The sequence below is a fragment of the Mesorhizobium sp. ES1-1 genome, assembly GCF_020164785.1.
Taxonomy (GTDB): Bacteria; Pseudomonadota; Alphaproteobacteria; order Rhizobiales; family Rhizobiaceae; genus Mesorhizobium.
Genome location: NZ_JAIUGX010000002.1, coordinates 1 through 18,701 on the forward strand (window position 1 = coordinate 1; position 18,701 = coordinate 18,701).

Sequence of the window (18,701 nt, forward strand, 5' to 3'; positions counted from 1 at the left end):
AAACCATCGAGGCAACCGAATGCAGGAACTACTTTGAAAACGCAGGATACGCTTCCGTCAAAACGTGAAACGCTCTAGGCCTATGAGCTAGCCGTCGAAAATCTCGGAGTTCAATGTCCTAGCAAAAGATCAAACATGCTGGATGGTTTTCGTGCTTGTCCTCTAACTCAACGCAGTGACTCTCGCCAACCATGGGAGGTCCGAAGCAAGGACGGCTTAGCGAGTTGCTACGTTTTTGGGGCGGCCCTATTGCCATCAGCCGGTCCACCTCTGCCCCTGCGGCCGAGAACAAGCTGTCCTTCACGGTGGCTACACGGCCGACATGACCAGCGGGTTCTCCACCTTGCGCGACATTCCAGTCGCAAACCGCCGCTCGAGATGGCCTGCAAAGAGCGATAGCGGCCAGCACAGCGCGAAATAGATGATCGACACCGTGCCGAACACCATCACCGGCTGAAAGGTCACCGTGTTGACCTGCGTGGCGGCACGGGCAAGTTCGGTCAGTCCGATCAGCGAGGCGATCGACGTCGTCTTGACGATCTGCACCATGAAGCCGACGGTTGGCGGCAGCATCAGCCGCACCGCCTGCGGAATGATCACCAGCCTCAACGTCCTGACGAAGCGGAAGCCGAGCGCGGTCGCCGCTTCCCACTGGCCTTTGGGGATCGCCTCGATCGCGCCGCGAAAGATCTCGCCAAAGAAGGCGCCGCCATTGAGCGAGAACGTCACCGCAGCCGCCATCCAAGGATCCGGCCGGTAGCCAAGGAACGAAGAACCGTAATAGGCCATGAACAGCTGGATCAGGATCGGCGTGCCCATGAAGAACTGGATATAGAAGGCCGCTAGCCAACGCAGCGGCCGTGCCGGCGCGACGCGCAATGCCGCCACCACCAGCCCGATCGCGCCGCCGCCGGCAAAGGCGATCAGCGCCAGCAGGATTGTCCAGCGTGTCGCCAGCAACAGGAACATCAATTCGTTGGGGCCGAAATCGCGCAGGCTCATGGCTCAGACCTTCCACCGGAACATGATCTTGCCGCCGCCGGCGAAAAGCAGGCTGGCGGCCTGCACCAGCACGAAATAGATAACGGCAATGATGATGTAGACCTCGAAGCTACGGAAGGTCTGCATGACCAGATTGTTGGCGACCGCCGTCAGTTCCTCCGCGGCGATGGCGCCGACGATCGAGGTGCCCATGATCTGTAGGATGAACTGCGCCGACAGCGACGGGTAGACGGCGCGCGCCGCCGGCAACAGGATAACATGGCGGATGATGCGGTAGCGGCCGAGGCCGAGCGACTTGGCCGCCTCGATCTGCCCTTCCGGAATGGACTCGATGCCGGCGCGCAGGATCTCGGTCGCGTAGGCTCCGAGATGGATCGAGAGCGCGACTACGGCAGCAATGTTGCTCGACAGTTTGAAGCCCAGCAGCGGCAGCGAGAAGAAGACGAAATAAAGCTGGATCAACAGCGGCGTGTTGCGGATCAGCTCTACATAGGCAGCGATCGGCCACGACAGGAAGCGCGGCCCGAAGCTGCGGCCGACCGCTCCAACAATACCGATGGCGGTGCCGAACAGGATCGACAGTGCGGCCAGCTGGAGCGATTTCTCCAGCCCGCGCAGCAGCAGGTCGAGATGCACCAGGACGGGGCCGAATTGCAGGGCGGTTTGCATGGCTATTCCGTCACGAAAAGCGGGGCCGTCGCTGGCCCCGCTGCTTCATGCAAGACTTGATCAGAAAACCGGCAGCACCGGCAGCGGCTGGTTGCGGTACTTCATCGACAATGCGTCGAGCGTGCCGTCGGTCTTCATGCTGAACAGCCAGGTATTGATCCACTGGCGCAGATTGTCGTTGCCCTTGGCGACGCCGATGCCGAAATAAAAGGTTTTCAGCACGTATTTCTGCTCAAAGGCGTCTCCGTTCTGCGCCTTCTTCAGATAGATTTCGCCATAGTCGCCGCCACCCATGGCGTCGATCTGGCCGGACACCATCGCCTGCAGCAGCGAGGAATAGTCGTCGAAGCGCAGGATCTCGATGCCGGGATTGGCTTCTGCCGCCTTGGTCAGCAGGCCGTCCTCGCCGGTGCCGCGGGTCAGGCCGACCTTCTTGCCGACGAGATCGGCGACGCCCTTGATGGCGGTGCTCTTTGGCGCGATCACGACTGCCGACTGGCCGGCATAGGGGATCGAATAGTCGATCTGGATGGCGCGAGCCGGGGTGATCGAGAAGATCGAGATCACCGCGTCGACCTGTTTGGTCAGCAGCGCCGGAATACGGCCGGGCGAGGTAACGGTGACGAATTCCACGGGCACGCCAAGCGCTTCGCCCATCTTGTTGGCGACTTCGACATCGAAGCCGGTCGGCTTGAGATTTGCATCCAGAAAGCCATATGGCGGGGTTGTGGTGTCTATAGCGACGATGAGCTTGCCGCGCGAGATGATCTCATCGATCGATTGTGCCGAAGCAAGTGACGGCATCAGCGTCGTGACTGCGAGCACCATGCCGGCCAGCAACCAGCCGGGCCCTCTCAGGAAAGTCCGCATGTTTTCCTCCCATGCATTTTGAACGCCGTGTTCAGCGTCACTCGAGCGGGGCGCAGGCCGCTCGACGACGTAATGTGATCGTTACCGCTCGCCTCCGATCCGACATGAGCCGGAAAACATGGCGTTTCCTCCGCGACTATAATGGTATGCTATTATAATATTCACAGCCTGTCTACGATTGCCGACATCCACAACTGAAGGACTGATACCGGTACCATATCCCTGCTGGACGGACAGCATCAAGCCCTCAGCGATCGAATAGTCGGTTTTACTGCATGGGCAAACGCGACCTGATCCGCGCCGTCGAGTTCAGATCAGTCCGCAAATGGTCGATAAAGCCATGGCCTTGCGCAGGACTTGGGCGAAGCGCTAGCCAGCGACCACGGCGACGAAGACGCCGTCGCGGATCGGAACAGCCAGGCAACATCTTGTCCGCCCGCCTTGATTATTATAATATCATAAGAGGAATAACAGGGGCTGATGGGACATGCGATGCGATCTGCGAGGCAAGGTGGCGCTGGTCACGGGAGCGGCCGGTGCGATCGGCAGCTCCATTGCCAAACGCCTGTCCGACAACGGCGCCGCGGTCGTCGTCGCTGATATCAACAGCGCGGGTGCGAGCCAGGTAGCAGCCGCATTGACCGAAGCGATGGCCTGCACTGTCGACATCCGCGACGCAGCGTCGGTGGGCCGCGCCATCGCAGCGATCATGGAGCGGCACGGCCGCCTCGACATCCTGGTCAACAATGCCGGGGTCAACACTCTGGCGCACCGCGTCACCATCGACGAGTTTCCGCTTGAGGAATGGGATCGCATCACTGGCATCGACCTCGACGGCCTCTACATCATGAGCCGCGCCGCGCTGGGGCCGATGCTCGCTGCGGGCAGCGGCGGCCGCATCGTCAACATCGCCTCGGTCGTCGGCCTCGCCGCCATGCGGCTGCAGAGCCCGTTCGTCGCCGCCAAAGCCGGCATCATCCATCTGACGCGCTCTATGGCCATCGAGCTCGGGCCGCAGGGAATCCTCACCAACGCCATTGCACCCGGTTCGGTTATGACGGCGCTGACCGCCAAGCTGTTTTATGGCGACGACGGCAAGTTCGCGGGCCGCGCGCAGGAATTCCTCGCCCATGTGCCGCTCGGTCGCCCGGCGGAGCCGGAAGAGATCGCCGAGGCGGTGCTGTTCCTCGCCTCGCCGGCCGCCAGCTACGTCAACGGCCAGGTGCTGGCCGTCGATGGCGGCTGGACGGCGGGGTACATGATGTGAGTGCGACCATGGAAATCGATCTCGCCGGCGCGGCCATAGCCCGGGAAGGCGTAGGCAATCCGGTCGTCGATGCCGCGCTCGCCGCGTTGCAGGCCAATGGTGGCCGCGTTGTCGAAGGCGGTCAGGCCCATCTCGCCGATATCCTGCTGGTGTCATGTCCGTTGCGTCCTGGCGTGACAGCGGAGGATTCGCGCGCTTTGTATGCGGAGGCGCGTAAGGCCGCCGTAACCATGACCGAGCGGGGGCAAGGGCGCATCGTCTTCCTCCTGTCGGCCATATCGGGCATGCCGATGCGCCGACACCCACGCTTTTCCATGGAAAACGCCTCGATTCTCGCCGGCATGCGAACGTTGGCGATGGAGTTCGGCCCCAAGGTGCTGGTCAATGCCGTCGGCGTAGGCGCGGTCCAGGATGGCATCATGGTGGCCGGCGACAAGGCGATGCTCAGCCACACGCCGGTTGGGCGTGCCGGCACCCTCGAGGAGGCCGTGGCGGCCGTGCTGTTCTTCTGCGATCCGCTCAACACCTACACAACCGGCCAAATGCTGGGCGTCGACGGTGGCTGGATGGCGGGCTATGGGCGCAATTTCTGACGTGTTGACCCTGCGCGCCGGCGCCCTTGTCGTCGAGCTTGTGCCGGAGATCGGGGGCTCCTTGAGTTCGCTGAGTTGGCAAGGCATCAACCTGATGCGCCGCCTTTCGGATGCCGACCGCCATGCCGGCAATGTGCTCGGCGTCGCCATGTTCCCGATGACGCCCTATGCCAATCGCATCGCGGGCAACGCCTTCGAGTTCGGCGGGAAGCGCTGGCAGGTCGCGCCCAACAATCCTCCGGAAAGATTCAACGTGCACGGCAGCGGCTGGCAAAACGCCTGGCAAGTGGCCGAGGCCGGGCCAACCAACGCAACGCTGACCCTTGAAATCGCCGCCCGATCCGACCCCTATTCCTATCGCGCCACTCAGGCTTTCACGGTTTCCGGCGAGGCGCTGGTCGTGACCATGACGGTGACCAACACCGGTCGAATTGCGCTGCCATTCGGCTTTGGCCTGCATCCCTGGTTTGATCGTGACCCCGACGTAACCTTGCAATTCAACGCCAGGCGTTTCTACCTCGAGGAGCCTGATGGCGTATCTGGGGACGCGATCACGCTGCCACCCGAACTCGACTTTGCCGACGACAGGCCTTTGCCGGTCGGCTGGCGCAACAATGATTATGGCGGCTGGGCCGGCGAAGCGGTGATCCGCTTTCCGTCGCGTGGAACGGGCCTGCTGATCAAGGCAGATCCGGTCTTCAGGCACCTGATGCTCTACGCCGATCCCGCAAGACCCTATTTTTGCGTCGAGCCGCAAACCAATGCCTCGGGCGCATTCAACCGGGGGGCCTGGAACGATGCGGAGGAGGGCGTGATCATCCTCGCTCCCGGCGGCAGCGCCACCGGAACCGTCTCGTTCATACCCTTCGTATTGGAAAATCAGCTGGCCTAAAGCAGCCGCGCCAGAAGGCCTCCATCCACCTGCATGGCGCTGCCGGTGACGAAGGACGACGCGTCCGAGATCAGGAAGCCGATCGCGGTGGCGATCTCGGAAGGGTTGGCGATGCGGGCGATCCGGTTAGGCTCGAAGGACAGGCCGATCGCTTCGGCCCCGCCGGCCGCTTCCAGCGCGTCCAGCGTCATGCGTGTGGCGACAGACCCGACCAGCACTGCGTTGACGCGGATCCGGTCGACCGCATAGTCGAGCGCCATCTGCCGCGACAGGCCGACGACGGCCGCCTTCGTCGCCGCGTAGCAGGGCACCCCAGGCACGGTGGCATCCGCATGCACCGAGGCGATGTTGACGATCGAGCCGCCGCCGGAAGCTCGCAGCAGCGGCAGGGTTGCCCGGCAAACGCGGAAAATAGCCGTCAGATTGACGGCTATGGTGTTGTCCCATTCTTCGTCCGCAAGCTCCTCGAGCCGCTTGCCTGTCGGGTAGATGCCAGCGCAGTTGACGACAGCATCCAGCCCGCCGAACCGTTCTCTTGCCGCAGCCACCGCTGCACGGACCTCGCTTTCCCGGGTGAGATCGCAAACGCGAAAGATCAAACTACCGCCGGCATGCCCGCGGGCCAGGGCTTCACCCTCTTCGCCGTCCAATCCCGCGCCGAACACACTCGCCCCCTCGCCGACGAGATACTCCGCCGTTGCCCGGCCGATCCCGGTCGCTGCGCCGGTGACGAAAACCCGTTTGCCGGCAAACATCATGGGTCACCCTGCGTTGCCCTTGCATGACTCTGCGCTTGGGCTGCCGTTATCGAGCGCAACACGCGATCCTCGCCGCCTTCGCCGCGGGCGAATTCGTCGACGATGCGGCCGTCGGCAACCACTAGATAGCGGTCACAAAGTCCGATCAGTTCCTCCAGTTCGGATGCGACGATCAACAGGGCCACGCCCTTCTCGGCCAGTTCGACGATAAGCCGATAGATTTCGTGGCGGGTCGCCGCGTCGACCCCCTTGGTCGGCTCGTCAAGAAGCAGCACTTTCGGCGCCCGCATCAGCACACGAGCAAACAGCAGCTTTTGCTGGTTGCCACCCGACAGATGGGTGACCGCCGCTTTCGGCGATGATGCCTTCACGTTCAGCGCGCGCATGGCGGCAACGATCGAACTGCGTTCCAACCCGCCGCGCAGAAGGCCGTGCCGGGCAAGGGGCGACAAATTGCCAATGGTGATGTTGGCGCCCACCGGCAGATTGAATAGCAGGCCGTCGCGCTTGCGGTCCTCGGTCAGGAGGGCGATGCCGGCCGCGCGAGCATCGCCAGGCGACTTGATATGCACCATGCGATCGGCGACGCGGATTTCGCCATTGGCCCGCGCGCGGCCATAGATGCCGTGCAGGATCTCACTGCGGCCGGAGCCGAGCAGTCCCGCAAGTCCGACGATCTCGCCGGCCGCCACGGTGAGATTGATATCCTTGGCGCCATGGACAGCGCCACTGTGACCAGCGACCGTGAGGCCGCGCACCTCCAGAGCCTTGTGCGTGCCGATCGGCGCCGCATGTTCGGGAAACAGTCGCTCCATCCTTTGTCCGGACATGGAGAAGATAAAGGTCTCGGGAGTGAAATCTTCCCTGGCGATCCGAACCGCCACCTTTCCGTCGCGCAACACGGTGGCGCGATCGCAGATGGCCAAGACCTCCGGCAGGCGATGGGTTATATAGACCATCGCAACGCCCTGTAGCTTCAGACGCCGCAGAACGCCGAACAGCGCCTCGACCTCCGTGCCGGACAGCGACGCGGTGGGCTCATCGAGCATCAGCACCCTGGGCTTCAGCACGATGGCGCGGGCGATCATCACCAGATGGCGTTGTGCCGACGTCAGCGACGCGACATAGGCCCTGGGATTGATGTTGATACCGAGATCGCTGAAGATTTCGCCGGCTCGCCGCTCCAGTTTGCGCTGGTGCACCAGCATGCCGTCGCCGAGCCCGGTGCGGCCGGCGAACACGTTTTCGGCGACCGAAAGCTGTTCCAGCACTTCGATTTCCTGCGGCACGTAGCCGACGCCGTTGGCCCGCGCGTCGGCAGGCGAGGCGAAACTGACCGTCCTGCCGTCGAGTTGCACGGCACCGGTGTAGGAGCCGGCCGGGTGCACGCCGTTGAGGATTTTCACAAGCGTGGACTTGCCGGCGCCGTTCTGGCCGAGCAGTGCGTGGATTTCACCTGCGGAGACGTCGAAATCCACGCCGCGCAACGCCTGAACGCCGCCGAAATTCTTGGCGATCGCATTGGCTGAAAACAGCGGCGCTGGGGTGGTGCTGGACAAGATGTTTCCTCGCAAGCTGCCGGGTCCGCTGGCAGGCGGACCCGGCAAAGCCATTATTGGCCGGCGCCGTCCAGCATCTTGTAATAGGGGCCGAGATCGCCGGCGGTGATGACCTTGGCCGGGAGCGGATTGCTGTAAGGGACGGTCTTTCCCTGGGCGAGGTCGCCAAGCAGCTCCGCCACCTTGGCGCTCTCCTCATAGAGCGGCTGGGCCACGATGCCGTAGGCGGCGCCGGATTTCACCAGATCGAGATTCTGGCGGATGTAGTCCATCCCGATGATGACGACGTCGCGGCCGGCCTTGCGGGAGGCGCCCGACCAGGTCTGAATGCTGTTGCCGGTGGTGCCGAAGGCGGCGGTCACATCAGGGTTGCCCTGCAGGATCGCTACGGCCTTGGCCTCGGCCGCCGAAGGTTCGAACCCCTCCATCTGCGTATCGAGCACCTTGATGCCGGGATATTTGGCTGCGATCGTCTTGCGGAATGAATCCGACATGGTGTTTTCGGTATCGTTGGAGGCGCCTTGTGTCAGCGCTACCGTGCCCTTCCCACCGAGCTTCTCACCGATGGCGATTGCCGCGTTGGCGCCGGCGCCCGGAATGTCCTCGCCAGTTGCCGCTTTCAGGCCCTTGACGGTGCCTTCGGGCGGCAGCACATGCCAGGTGACGATCGGCATGTCTTCCTTGGCCAGCTTGGAAATGTAGGAGTAGATCGCCGGATCCGGCCCATAGACACCGACGGCGTCGAATTTCGTGCGCGCCATCGCCGCTTCCGCAAGCGGCAGCGTCGCCGGAATGTCCCAGTTGGTGGCGCTCGGATCGCCCACGACCTCGCATGTATAGCCGAGTTCCTTGCACTTGTTGAGGAAGCCCGCTTGCATCAGCCTGTGCACGGGATGGTCCTTCATCGGCTGCACCCAGAGCAGATTTACGTCCGCCGCCCGGGCAATGCTCGCCGACCCGACGGCCGTGACGAGGGCAGCGGCCAGTACAGCGGTTCGCAGCAAGCTCATCTTCAGATAGGTTCTCATGTCTTACCTCCCTTGGTTCGGCGGCATTCTGCCGCCGCAATCTCCGTGACGGCTCTATCGAGCTCCAGCTTTGCTTTCAGGCGCCGGCAATGAAGTAGCGGCGCCGCACTATGTCGAGGCCGACCGCCATGACCATGATCACGCCGACCGCTATCTGCTGCCAGTTCGAGTTGACGCCGATGACCACAAGGCCGCTCTGGACGACCTTCAGCATCAGGATGCCCACCACGCCGCCGGCGACCGTGCCCGCACCACCGAACAGGCTGACGCCACCGACCACGACCCCTGCGATGACAGTCAGCTCCCAACCGCTGCCGATCGAGGTGCCGCCGCTTCCGAGGTCGGCCATGACGAACATGCCGGCCACCGCCGACAATGCCCCGACGAGGATGAACGCGCCGATCTTGTAGGCATTGGTGTTGATGCCGACGAGATGCGCGACTTCCTGGTTGCCTCCGGTCGCGTACATGTTGCGCCCGAGCACGGTGCGCCGGAGCACGAAATCGGCAAGGATCGCCGCCGCAATGAAGAAGGCAAAGCTCCAGCCCAGGCCGAAGGCGAGATCAGTGGCGCCGATATCGTTGATCGCATCCGGCAGCGGATAGACAGGGTAGCCGCCCGTCACCACCTGGATAAGGCCTTGCCCGATAAACAGCATGCCCAGCGTCTGGATGAACGCGGGAATTCCGAGTCTCACCACGATGAGGCCGTTCAGAAGGCCGATCAACGCGCCGACGCCGATGCCTCCGAGGATGCCGACCGTCACCGGCAAGGCGGCAGCGGTCATCAGCTTGGCGGCCACCACCGCTGACAGACCGGCAACCGAGCCGACGGACAGGTCGAATTCGCCGGCAACCAGCAGGATTGTCTGGCCGATGGCGATGATGCCGACAAAGGAGACGACATTGAGAATGGCGCGGACGTTGCGCTCGGAGAGAAAGGCCGGTTCCATCAGCCAGAAGAAGCCGACGAGCAGGGCCATGGCCGCCAGCACGCCGACTTCGCCGACGGCGATCAGGCCGATCAGGCGCCGCCTCAACGTTTGAGTGTCCCGGGTTGGCGAGCTCAGCTCAGCCGCGCTGTTCATCCTGACCTCCCTAACGGCACCTGTTGCCAGCATGCCAGGCTACATGTGCCCGCGCGACCCAGGCGCTCTCCTCATCCGCATTAAGATTATAATATTATAATTTGTCAACCGGCGCATGGGGCGGGAGGCGATGGCCGCGCCGGCCGCTGGAAAGCGTTCGCCAGAACCGCTATTAATCCGACCGTGTGGCGTGACCGGCGGGAGGTCTCCTCGGCGCCTCGCCCGCTTTTGGAGCATCGGATGATCGAGAAGCCCGCGGGCGAGAAGAAGCCGCAACGTCTCGGTGTTCGCGAGATCGCGAAACGTGTTGGCGTAGCGCCGATGACCGTGTCGCGGGTGCTGTCCAATCCGGACATGGTGTCGCCGGAGACGCGCGCCAGGGTGCTCGAGGCCATCGAACAGGCCGGCTTCGTGCCCAACCGGCTGGCATCCAGCATGCGCGGGAATGGCCGCATGATCGGCACGGTGGTGCCGCCTCTGATCAATTCCGGCATCGCCGAGCAGGTGCAGGGCATGTCCGACCAGTGCCATGAGGGCGGCTATTCTATGCTGCTGGTGCAGGGCGAGTTCACGCAGGAAGCCGAGGAGCGGTCGATCCGCACGCTCCTTGGCTGGCGCCCCGTCGGCATGATCCTCCAGAGCTTCGTGCAGAGCGAGGCGGCCCGTGCGTTGCTCCAAAGCAGTGCCGTGCCCGTAGTCGAGATTTCCGAGATCAAGGGGCGCAAACCGATCGACATGGTCGTCGGCGTGTCCAATTTCGAAACCGCCTATGCCATGACCATGCATCTGGCCGCCAAAGGCTACAAGCGGATAGGCTTTGTCTCGACGCCAGTGCACGGCAATGATCGCTTGCAGCAGCGCCGCACCGGTTATCATGCCGCGCTGAACGAACTCGGCTTCACGAACCATGGCGACATGGAGGTCGAGGTGCCGATCACGGCACAAGGCGGAGCCGAGGCGCTGGTGACCTTGACGGCGCGCCACAAAGACATCGACGCCATCTTCTTCTCCAGCGACACGCTTGCCGTCGGGGCCGTTCAGGAATGTCACCGCCGCGGCTGGGTGGTACCGGGGCGGATCGCCATTGCCGGCTACGGCGACATGGACCTGGCTGCGCAGCTCTATCCGCCCCTGACCACCGTGAAGGTCAACCGCTACGAGATGGGCCGGCGCGCCGTGCGCCAATTGCTGGCGAGGCTGGGCGGCGACACCAAGGTGCCGACCATAACCAGCCTCGGCTTCGAGATCGTCGACCGCGAAAGCGCCTGACAGCGATGCAGCTATGGCTTGGCCTCCTCGCGGCGGCCCAGGCGCTTTTCCCAGCCCTCGGCGTGGACGTTGAGATAGGCGTTTGGATCGTAAGGGTGATCCTTGATCGCATCCAGGTTGAGGTCGATGCCGAGGCCCGGAGCATCAGGCAAGGAAAGATGACCGTTCTCCGGGTTGACGGTCGGATGCCAGGTGACGAGGTCGCGGGTCCAGGGATCGTTGAAAGCGTCGAAATGCTCCTGGATCAGGAAGTTCGGCACCGCCGCCGCCAGTTGCAGGCACACTGCGGTCGCCACCGGCCCGCCGCTCTGGTGCGGCGCGATGTGGCTGCCATGGGCGAGCGCCAGATTGGCCACCTGCATCGAAGGCGCGATGCCGCCCAGCGACATCGGTTCCGGCTGGAAGATGTTGACGCCGCCGCCGGCAGCCAGCGTATAGAACTGCCCGACCGTATCGTACATCTCGCCCGTCGCCACCGGGATCGGCGAACGATGCGCTACCGCGTGCACGGTCTCCTGTCGGTCCCGCGAGGTCGGCTCCTCCCACCAGTAGATGTCGAGGTCGGCGAATTTCTGCGCCGCCTGAAGCGCCGCGATCTCGGTGAAGCGGGCATGCACGTCGATCAGGATCAGCGTATCGCCAGGCAGTTCGTCGCGCAGTGTCCGACAGATTGCGTAGGAGAGGTCGAGTTCCTCGCGCGATATGAAACCCTGCGCGGTGCCGAACGGGTCGAGCTTGAAAGCCTTGAATCCCTTGGCCAGCACGGCCCTGGCGGCATCGAGGAAGGCTTCGGGCGTTCGCTCTGTCCGGTACCAGCCATTGGCGTAGCCGAGCACGCTGTCGCGCACCTGACCGCCGAGCAACTGGTGGATCGGCACGCCGAGACTCTTGCCCACGATGTCCCAGCAGGCGACCTCGATCGCGGCGATGACCGTGCGGTGAACGTGGCCGCCATCGAGCGAAACACTGTCCAGCATGCGCTTGGCCAGCGCGTTTATGCGGCGCGGATCCTGGCCGATGGCAAGGTGCTTGAGTTCGTGTACGCCGGCTTCGGTGGTCTTGATGAAGCCGTTCAGCGTGCCTTCGCCGACGCCATGGATGCCCTTGTCGGTATGGACCTTGACGAACAGCCAGTTCTTCCAGCCGGCGCCGACGGTAAAGGTCTCGATTTCAGTGATCTTCATGCCAAACTCTAGCTCAAACTCGTGATGGTCTTGATGACGGCTTCGGTGGTCAAACCATACTTCGCCTGCAAGGTCGGTACGGCCCCGCATTCGATATAGCGGTCGGGCAGGCCGATCCTCGTTACTGTCTTCGCCATGCCTGCATCGAACAATGTCTCGACGACGAGGCTCGCCAACCCACCAACGACGACGTGATTCTCCATCGTCACGATTTGGCCGGCCCCGGCCGCAAAATCTGTAACGGCCTCGGCGTCGAAAGGCTTGATCGTCGGCACATGCAATACGCCTGCCGAGATGCCCTGCTTGCGCAAGGCGTCCGCGGCGTCCAAGGCCCGCTCCGTCATGAAGCCGGTCGAGATGATGCCGACATCGCTGCCTTCGCGAAGCCGGCGAGCCTTGCCGATCTCGAATCGATAGCCGGGTTCGAACACGACGGGCACGGTGCCGCGTAAGAGACGCATATAGACCGGCCCGGCATGGTCGGCGATTGCCGCCGTGGCGGCTTCGATCTCGGTCGCATCGCAAGGGTCGATGATGGTCAGGCCGGGAATCATGCGCATCAGGGCGAGGTCCTCGATCGCCTGGTGCGTGCCGCCATAGCCCGTCGTCAGGCCGGGCAGGCCGGCGACGATCTTAACGTTGAGATTGGAGTGCGCGAGCGCGATCGCGACGAAATCATAGGCGCGACGCGTCGCGAACACCCCATAGGTGGTGGCGAACGGCATCTTGCCGGTGCGCGCCAGCCCGGCTGCGACGGCGACCAAATTCTGCTCGGCCATGCCGACATTGAAGAACCGGTCCGGAAAGGCGTCGCGAAACGGCAATATGTCGGTGTATTTGCCGAGATCGGCGGTCAGCCCGACAATATCGGGGCGGCTCTGGCCGAGCCGCGCCAACGCCTTGCCGAACGGCGCCTCGACACTGTGCCGGCCGCCGCCGATCGCTTCATCCTGGCCCATGGCCAGCGTGCGGCCAGCCTCCATCGCCGCGCCGCTCATCGGACTGCCCCCACGCTCTTCTCGAACTCGGCGATAAGGCCGTCCCACTGCGCCACGTCGATACGGAAGAAGTGCGATTTCTCGGAGGTTTCGATGCGCGGCACGCCCTTGCCCGGCAGGGTGCGCAACACGATTGCCTTCGGCTTGCCGTTGCGGTCGCGCGCGTCGGCAAGAGCGCCGACCACGGCCGTCATGTCGTTGCCGTCGATCTCCGATGTCTGCCAGCCGAAGGCGCGCCATTTGTCGGCCACCGGCTCCATGTCGAGCACGACCGGTCCATCGGCCTGGATGCCGTTGCAGTCGATCAACGCCACAAGTCCATCGAGCTTGAAATGGCTGGCCGACATCGCCGCTTCCCAGGTCGAGCCTTCCTGCATCTCGCCATCCGACAGTTCGACGAAGACGCGCGCGTCGGAATTGTCGACACGCAGGCCGAGCGCCTGGCCGACGCCTTGCCCCAAGCCGTGTCCGAGCGAGCCGCCAATCATCTCGACGCCGGGTGTGGTGTCCAGCGTCGACATCTCCAGCCGGCTGTTGTCGGCTCCGTAGGTGCCAAGCTCCTCGACGGCGATGATGCCGGCCTCTGCCAAAGCTGCCCACAAGGCGATGGAATAGTGCCCCGTCGACAGCAGGAACCGATCGCGGTCGGCCCAGGCGAGGTTGTGCGGGTCGTAGCGCAGTTCGTGGAAGTAAAGCGCCGCAAGCGTGTCGGCGATGCCGAGGCCCTGGCCGATATATCCCTGTCCTTGGCCGCGCGCCATGGTCAGCATGTGACGGCGCAGCAGATTTGCCTTGCGTTCGAGCGCGCCGATATCGGCGCTGCCGGGGGGAGAGTTTCGCAGCATTGGCTCAGTCCTTGTCGAGGCCGCCCGACATGTTTAGGCGCTCGGCGGTCATGTATTTCGGCGAATCGAGGCAGAGCCAGACGACGGCTTCGGCGACCTCCGAAATCTCGGCGCGGCGGCCGATCGGGATGCGCCGCGTGCGCTCGTCGAGAAAGGCTTGCAGATCGTCGCGGCCATTGGCCCGGGCGAGATCGGCCTCGGTCGAGCGTTGCATCTCGGTGTCCATCATGCCGGGCGCCAGGCTGTTGACCAGCACGCCGTATGGCGCCAGCGCCACTGCCGCGGCGCGGGTGATGGAATCGACGCCCGCCTTGCTCGCTGTGTAGGCGGTGTAGTCGGGCAGCGCCATACGCGAGCCGGGCGAGGTGATGTTGACGATGCGCCCCGAACGCTGATCCCGCATCACGCGCCCTGCGGCCTTGCAGGCCATCGCAAGCGCGGTGACGTTGAGCGCCAGCGTACGCGTCCACGCCTTGAAACTGGCTTCCAGGAACGGTTCGATCACGCCATAGCCGGCATTGTTGACCAGGATGTCGATGCCACCCCAGCGCGCCACCACCTTGTCCACCGCCGCTTCCGGGGCGCCCTCTATGGTGAAATCGCCGACGATGGTCTCGGCTTCCATGCCTGCTTCCGTGATGTGCCGCGCCGTTTCGGCCAGTCCTTCGCCATTGATGTCGGTGATAGCTACGACGCAGCCGCGCCGGGCCAGCTGGATAGCGACCTCACGGCCGAGGCCACCAGCGGCGCCGGTGACCAGGGCTCTACCTGGGATGGTCCTTTCATTCTCGGCAGGCAATTCGGGCACCCTCCCGGTGGCGATCTTGACGCGATTGATACCGGTACCATAAATGGCTGTCAACGCCGATGTGCTACTATCCATCGGTCGCAGTATCCGCTGGACCGGGGAGAGATGAGATGAAAATCGTGGCGCTCGAGACACTGCAGCTCGCCGAGTTCCCGTTCCTGTTCTGGCTGCGTGTCCACACCGACGCCGGCATTATCGGCACGGGCGAAACTTTTTGGGCCCCAGGCCCTGTCGCCTCTTATATCCACGACAATGTCGCGGCCTACCTGTTGGGCAAGGATCCGCGCGACATCGAGCTGCACGATCGCATATTGGGCAGCGTCTATGTCGGCGCGCGCGATTCCGGCGCGGAAGTGCGCGGCAATTCCGCCGTCAACATCGCGCTATGGGACATTTACGGCCAGGCCCTCGGCGAGCCGGTCTGGCGGCTGCTTGGCGGCCGCACCCACAAAACCGTTCCGATCTACAACACCTGCGCCGGCTACAGGCATGTCCGCGCCACAAAGAAGAATGCACTGTTCGAGCGCGGCGAAGACTGGTCGCTCAAGGCGGGCGATTCGAACGAGGGACCGTATGAGGATCTGCTCGCCTGGCGCTACAATGCCGGCGATCTTGCCAAGAGCCTGAAATCCGAAGGCATCGGCGCCATGAAGATCTGGCCGTTCGATATTGCGGCCGAGGCGTCGAACGGCACCCGGATCTCGCTTGCCGATCTAGACAAGGCGCTGGAGCCATTCCAGAAAATCCGCGATGCGGTCGGCCGCGACATGGAGATCATGGTCGAGCTGCACGGGCTATGGACTTTGCCGCCCGCGCTACGCATCGCCGACGCCCTGAAGCCTTACGATGTCGCCTGGCTGGAGGAGCCGATCCGCTACAATGAACTCGACGCCATGGCCGAGCTTGCCCGCCACACCTCCATTCCGATCGCCGCCAGCGAGCGCCTGGCCTCGCGACAGATGTTCAAGCAGCTCATCGATAAGCGCGCTGCAAGCGTCATCATGATCGACCTCGCCTGGTGCGGCGGCCTTTCCGAGGCGCGCAAGATCGCCAACATGGCCGAGGCCAGCGAACTGCCTGTCACCCTGCACGACTGCACCGGTCCGATCGTCTATGCCGCCAGCTGCGCGCTGTCGGCCACTTTGCCAAACGCCAACTATCAGGAGACGGTGCGCGCCTACTTCACCGGCTGGTACACCGAGATCGTCGCCGATATTCCGCCGGTCAGGGGCGGTCATGTCGCGCCGCTGGAAGGGGCGGGGCTTGGGCTTCGCCTGCGACCGGAACTGTTCGAACGGCCGGACGCCACGCTGCGCCTCACCAGAATCTAGGCTTTGACACAGGCCCGCCCCGACGCAGTAGACATTATGCTATTATAATCTATTATCCGTCGGAGCGGGCGGCCGACCAGCTCGCCGCCGGCGTCGTCCATGCCGGTGCGAATACGGATCAGGGAGGCCTCATTGGCGATTTCAACGGCGCGGTCGCGCGACGATTTCACGGGCGCATCGAACCTGCCCGACAGGCAGGTTCTGCTCGACCTGTTCGAACGCATGGTGCTGTTGCGCCGCTTCGAAAGCATCGCCCAGATCGCCTGCCGCAAGGGTGAAACACCCGGCTTCCTGCATCTCTATATCGGCGAGGAGGCAACGGGCGTCGGCGTCTGTGCGCATCTGCGACCGACTGACTGGGTCACCTCGACCCATCGCGGCCACGGCCACGCTCTGGCCAAGGGCGCCAATCCCGGCCGGGTGATGGCCGAACTGTTCGGCAAGGCCGACGGCATCTGTGGCGGCCGTGGCGGCACCATGCATCTCTACGACCGCTCGGTCGGCCTGTTCGGCACCAACGGCATTGTCGCCGCGGGGATAGGCCATGCCGTCGGCATCGGCATGGGTGCCCGCCAGCAGGGCCGCGATGACATCGGCGTCGCCTTCTTCGGCGACGGCGCCGCCAACCATGGCGGCTTCCACGAGGCCCTCAATTTCGCCGCCGTGCAGCGTGCTCCGGCCGTGTTCATCTGCGAGAACAATCTTTACGCCACCGCGACACCGCTGAAATCGATCACGCTCAACCCTGAGATCGCCACCAAGGCGGCCTCCTACGGCATGCCAGGCGTCGCCGTGGACGGCAACGACGTGTTCGCCGTTTGGCTGGCCATGAAAGAGGCGACCGAGCGCGCCCGTTCCGGCAAGGGCCCGACGCTGATCGAGGCCAAGACTTACCGCACCGTAGGCCACCATGAGGGCGATCCCGTCATCGGCACCTATCGCACGCAGGAGGAGCTCGACGCCTGGATCAAGCGCGATCCAATCGACATGTTTCGCAAGAAGCTGGTCGAGGAATACGGCATCGCCGATGCCGAGGCGCTGGCGGCCATCGAATCGCGGATCGAAAAGGTGGTCGAGGAGGCGCTGGCCTTCGCCCGCAACTCGCCCGAGCCCGACCCGGCGACGGTCCGGCTGCACGTCTTTGCCGATCCGATCAATCCACCGGCCGCTTTGCAGCCGCGCGTCGTCGGTGAAACCCGTACGCAGGGTTGGCTCGACGCAGTGCGCGACGGCATTGCCGAGGAGATGCGCACCGACCCGGCAATCCTTTATTTCGGCGAGGGCACCGGTGAGCGCGGCGGCAGTTTTGCCCACACCAAAAACCTGTGGCAGGAGTTCGGCGCTGACCGAATGGTCGACACGCCGATCTCCGAGCAGGGTTTCACCGCCGCGGCCGTCGGCGCCTCGGCAACCGGTGCGCGCACCGTCTCGGACCTGATGTTTGCCGACTTTGCGTTCGAGACTGCGGGTCAGATATTCCTGCAGGCAGCCAAGCTGCGCTACATGACCAGCGGCCGTATGAGCGCGCCGATGGTCGTGCGCGTCGGCGCCGGCGCGCTGCGCAGTTCGGGCCCGCACCACAGCGGCATCTATCATCCGGTCTTCGCCCACATGCCCGGCCTCATCGTGTGCGTGCCATCGACCCCGGCCGATGCCAAGGGGCTGATGAAGACGGCCCTCAGGGCCGGCGACCCCGTTATCATGCTCGAACCCAAGGCGCTTTTCGCCTCCAAGGGCGAGGTGCCGGTGGGCGACCACTATGTGCCGTTTGGCGTCGCTCGCATCGCACGGCCAGGCGCCGACATCACGATCGTCGCCGCCGGCCAGATGGTGCAGCGCGCGCTGGAGGCCGCCGAAACGCTCGCCGCCGAGGGGATCGACGCCGAGGTCATCGATCCGCGCACCATCATGCCTCTCGATATCGAGACGATTGTTGCAAGCGTCCGCAAGACCCATCGGCTACTGATCGTCGACGAGGCGTGGGCGATGTGCGGCCTTGGCGGTGAGATCGCCCAGGCCATCAACGAGCTTGCCTTCGATGAGCTCGATGCTCCGCCCGGACGGCTGCACACGGCGCCCACATCGCATCCCTTCGCGCCTGTCCTGGAACGCGCTATGCTGGTCGACACCGCCCGCATTGCTCAAGGCGCGCGCGATGTCATCGCCGGCAAACCGCCGGTGCCTGATCATTGGTATACGGCCGGGCTTAAGAGTGCCGTGCCGGCCATTCCTGCGCCGGCGCCTGCCAAGACGACGCCAGGCGCTCCTGCGCCCCAGCCGCCGGCTGCGGCGACCAATGACGAGCCAGTCACAATGCCGTTCGGGGATCTCACCGTCAGCGAGGGCACCGTCATCAAATGGCTCAAGGCCGTTGGCGATGCGGTCAAGGAAGGCGATCTCATTGCCGAGATCGAGACCGACAAGGCCGTGGTCGAGATCGAGGCGCCAGTCACCGGGACGCTTAGCGCTATCGATCAGCCGGTCGGCGCCGTGGTGCCGATGGGCGGCCGCATAGGCGGCATCAGCAAATAACACCATTGG

Annotated in this window: 17 protein-coding genes; 6 read left to right on the plus strand and 11 right to left on the minus strand. The window is 64.0% G+C overall.

All coding sequences use genetic code 11. From position 1 onward, the window contains the following. Positions 1-309 precede the first annotated feature (309 nt). Genes LB513_RS02800 through LB513_RS02810 form a run of 3 tightly spaced genes read right to left on the minus strand, consistent with a single transcriptional unit; the run spans position 310 to position 2,541 of the window. Positions 310-1,002, minus strand: coding sequence for an amino acid ABC transporter permease (locus LB513_RS02800; RefSeq protein WP_224661941.1), 693 nt, complete (start codon positions 1,000-1,002; stop codon positions 310-312). A gap of 3 nt (positions 1,003-1,005) precedes the next feature. After that, positions 1,006-1,671, minus strand: a complete 666-nt coding sequence (locus tag LB513_RS02805; RefSeq protein ID WP_224661942.1) for an amino acid ABC transporter permease — start codon at positions 1,669-1,671, stop codon at positions 1,006-1,008. 60 nt (positions 1,672-1,731) lie between these two features. Then, positions 1,732-2,541: a transporter substrate-binding domain-containing protein gene (locus tag LB513_RS02810; RefSeq protein WP_224661943.1), complete on the minus strand. Its 810-nt coding sequence runs from the start codon at positions 2,539-2,541 to the stop codon at positions 1,732-1,734. A 487-nt stretch (positions 2,542-3,028) separates the two neighbouring features. Between LB513_RS02810 and LB513_RS02815 the strand changes: the two genes are divergently transcribed. The 3 genes from LB513_RS02815 to LB513_RS02825 are packed head-to-tail and all read left to right on the plus strand — an operon-like array spanning position 3,029 to position 5,293. Further along, a complete protein-coding gene (locus tag LB513_RS02815; protein ID WP_224661944.1) occupies positions 3,029-3,808 on the plus strand; it encodes an SDR family NAD(P)-dependent oxidoreductase in 780 nt (259 codons plus the stop codon). Positions 3,809-3,816: 8 nt separating this feature from the next. Then, positions 3,817-4,401, plus strand: a complete 585-nt coding sequence (locus LB513_RS02820) for an SDR family oxidoreductase (RefSeq protein WP_224661945.1) — start codon at positions 3,817-3,819, stop codon at positions 4,399-4,401. After that, the gene (locus LB513_RS02825; RefSeq protein ID WP_224661946.1) at positions 4,385-5,293 is read left to right on the plus strand and encodes an aldose 1-epimerase; all 909 of its coding nucleotides are present in this window, start codon (positions 4,385-4,387) and stop codon (positions 5,291-5,293) included. The genes LB513_RS02820 and LB513_RS02825 overlap by 17 nt, the downstream gene beginning before the upstream one ends. Here LB513_RS02825 and LB513_RS02830 read toward each other — a convergent pair. The 4 genes from LB513_RS02830 to LB513_RS02845 all read right to left on the minus strand — a co-directional run bounded on the left by LB513_RS02830 (position 5,290) and on the right by LB513_RS02845 (position 9,725). Next, the gene (locus LB513_RS02830; RefSeq protein ID WP_224661947.1) at positions 5,290-6,051 is read right to left on the minus strand and encodes an SDR family NAD(P)-dependent oxidoreductase; all 762 of its coding nucleotides are present in this window, start codon (positions 6,049-6,051) and stop codon (positions 5,290-5,292) included. The two genes, LB513_RS02825 and LB513_RS02830, sit on opposite strands and share 4 nt — an antisense overlap. Beyond that, positions 6,048-7,610, minus strand: a complete 1,563-nt coding sequence (locus tag LB513_RS02835) for a sugar ABC transporter ATP-binding protein (protein ID WP_224661948.1) — start codon at positions 7,608-7,610, stop codon at positions 6,048-6,050. Before LB513_RS02835 ends, LB513_RS02830 begins: the two co-directional genes overlap by 4 nt. A gap of 53 nt (positions 7,611-7,663) precedes the next feature. Then, on the minus strand, positions 7,664-8,638 hold the full coding sequence (locus tag LB513_RS02840) for a sugar ABC transporter substrate-binding protein (RefSeq protein ID WP_224661949.1): 975 nt from the start codon (positions 8,636-8,638) through the stop codon (positions 7,664-7,666). Positions 8,639-8,714: 76 nt separating this feature from the next. Continuing rightward, positions 8,715-9,725, minus strand: a complete 1,011-nt coding sequence (locus LB513_RS02845; RefSeq protein WP_224661950.1) for an ABC transporter permease — start codon at positions 9,723-9,725, stop codon at positions 8,715-8,717. Between the two features lie 240 nt (positions 9,726-9,965). On the opposite strand from LB513_RS02845, the gene LB513_RS02850 reads away from it, so the two are divergent. Beyond that, positions 9,966-10,994 carry a LacI family DNA-binding transcriptional regulator gene (locus LB513_RS02850; RefSeq protein ID WP_224661951.1) on the plus strand — a complete coding sequence of 343 codons (1,029 nt, stop codon included), beginning with the start codon at positions 9,966-9,968 and terminating at the stop codon, positions 10,992-10,994. Between the two features lie 11 nt (positions 10,995-11,005). Here LB513_RS02850 and LB513_RS02855 read toward each other — a convergent pair whose 3' ends face one another. Genes LB513_RS02855 through LB513_RS02870 form a run of 4 tightly spaced genes read right to left on the minus strand, consistent with a single transcriptional unit; the run spans position 11,006 to position 14,904 of the window. Then, positions 11,006-12,178, minus strand: a complete 1,173-nt coding sequence (locus tag LB513_RS02855) for a mandelate racemase/muconate lactonizing enzyme family protein (protein ID WP_224661952.1) — start codon at positions 12,176-12,178, stop codon at positions 11,006-11,008. Positions 12,179-12,186: 8 nt separating this feature from the next. Further along, on the minus strand, positions 12,187-13,176 hold the full coding sequence (locus LB513_RS02860) for a transketolase family protein (protein ID WP_224661953.1): 990 nt from the start codon (positions 13,174-13,176) through the stop codon (positions 12,187-12,189). Continuing rightward, positions 13,173-14,021 carry a transketolase gene (locus LB513_RS02865; protein WP_224661954.1) on the minus strand — a complete coding sequence of 283 codons (849 nt, stop codon included), beginning with the start codon at positions 14,019-14,021 and terminating at the stop codon, positions 13,173-13,175. The genes LB513_RS02860 and LB513_RS02865 overlap by 4 nt, the downstream gene beginning before the upstream one ends. A 4-nt stretch (positions 14,022-14,025) precedes the next feature. Beyond that, positions 14,026-14,904 carry an SDR family NAD(P)-dependent oxidoreductase gene (locus tag LB513_RS02870; RefSeq protein WP_224661955.1) on the minus strand — a complete coding sequence of 293 codons (879 nt, stop codon included), beginning with the start codon at positions 14,902-14,904 and terminating at the stop codon, positions 14,026-14,028. Between the two features lie 35 nt (positions 14,905-14,939). Here LB513_RS02870 and LB513_RS02875 point away from each other — a divergent pair, with 35 nt between their 5' ends. Together LB513_RS02875 and LB513_RS02880 are read left to right on the plus strand one after the other, a co-directional pair. Beyond that, positions 14,940-16,160, plus strand: a complete 1,221-nt coding sequence (locus tag LB513_RS02875) for a mandelate racemase/muconate lactonizing enzyme family protein (protein ID WP_224661956.1) — start codon at positions 14,940-14,942, stop codon at positions 16,158-16,160. A 132-nt stretch (positions 16,161-16,292) separates the two neighbouring features. Beyond that, positions 16,293-18,692 (plus strand): thiamine pyrophosphate-dependent enzyme, encoded by a 2,400-nt coding sequence (locus LB513_RS02880; protein ID WP_224661957.1) that lies wholly within the window; start codon positions 16,293-16,295, stop codon positions 18,690-18,692. Positions 18,693-18,701: the final 9 nt, after the last annotated feature.

Excerpts from the sequence above, each read along its gene's own strand:
- LB513_RS02800 (WP_224661941.1), bottom strand. The coding sequence starts at position 1,002 with ATGAGCCTGCGCGATTTCGGCCCCAACGAATTGATGTTCCTGTTGCTG.
- LB513_RS02805 (WP_224661942.1), bottom strand. The coding sequence starts at position 1,671 with ATGCAAACCGCCCTGCAATTCGGCCCCGTCCTGGTGCATCTCGACCTG.
- LB513_RS02810 (WP_224661943.1), bottom strand. The coding sequence starts at position 2,541 with ATGCGGACTTTCCTGAGAGGGCCCGGCTGGTTGCTGGCCGGCATGGTG.
- LB513_RS02815 (WP_224661944.1), top strand. The coding sequence starts at position 3,029 with ATGCGATGCGATCTGCGAGGCAAGGTGGCGCTGGTCACGGGAGCGGCC.
- LB513_RS02820 (WP_224661945.1), top strand. The coding sequence starts at position 3,817 with ATGGAAATCGATCTCGCCGGCGCGGCCATAGCCCGGGAAGGCGTAGGC.
- LB513_RS02825 (WP_224661946.1), top strand. The coding sequence starts at position 4,385 with ATGGGCGCAATTTCTGACGTGTTGACCCTGCGCGCCGGCGCCCTTGTC.
- LB513_RS02830 (WP_224661947.1), bottom strand. The coding sequence starts at position 6,051 with ATGATGTTTGCCGGCAAACGGGTTTTCGTCACCGGCGCAGCGACCGGG.
- LB513_RS02840 (WP_224661949.1), bottom strand. The coding sequence starts at position 8,638 with ATGAGAACCTATCTGAAGATGAGCTTGCTGCGAACCGCTGTACTGGCC.
- LB513_RS02845 (WP_224661950.1), bottom strand. The coding sequence starts at position 9,725 with ATGAACAGCGCGGCTGAGCTGAGCTCGCCAACCCGGGACACTCAAACG.
- LB513_RS02850 (WP_224661951.1), top strand. The coding sequence starts at position 9,966 with ATGATCGAGAAGCCCGCGGGCGAGAAGAAGCCGCAACGTCTCGGTGTT.
- LB513_RS02855 (WP_224661952.1), bottom strand. The coding sequence starts at position 12,178 with ATGAAGATCACTGAAATCGAGACCTTTACCGTCGGCGCCGGCTGGAAG.
- LB513_RS02860 (WP_224661953.1), bottom strand. The coding sequence starts at position 13,176 with ATGAGCGGCGCGGCGATGGAGGCTGGCCGCACGCTGGCCATGGGCCAG.
- LB513_RS02865 (WP_224661954.1), bottom strand. The coding sequence starts at position 14,021 with ATGCTGCGAAACTCTCCCCCCGGCAGCGCCGATATCGGCGCGCTCGAA.
- LB513_RS02870 (WP_224661955.1), bottom strand. The coding sequence starts at position 14,904 with ATGGATAGTAGCACATCGGCGTTGACAGCCATTTATGGTACCGGTATC.
- LB513_RS02875 (WP_224661956.1), top strand. The coding sequence starts at position 14,940 with ATGAAAATCGTGGCGCTCGAGACACTGCAGCTCGCCGAGTTCCCGTTC.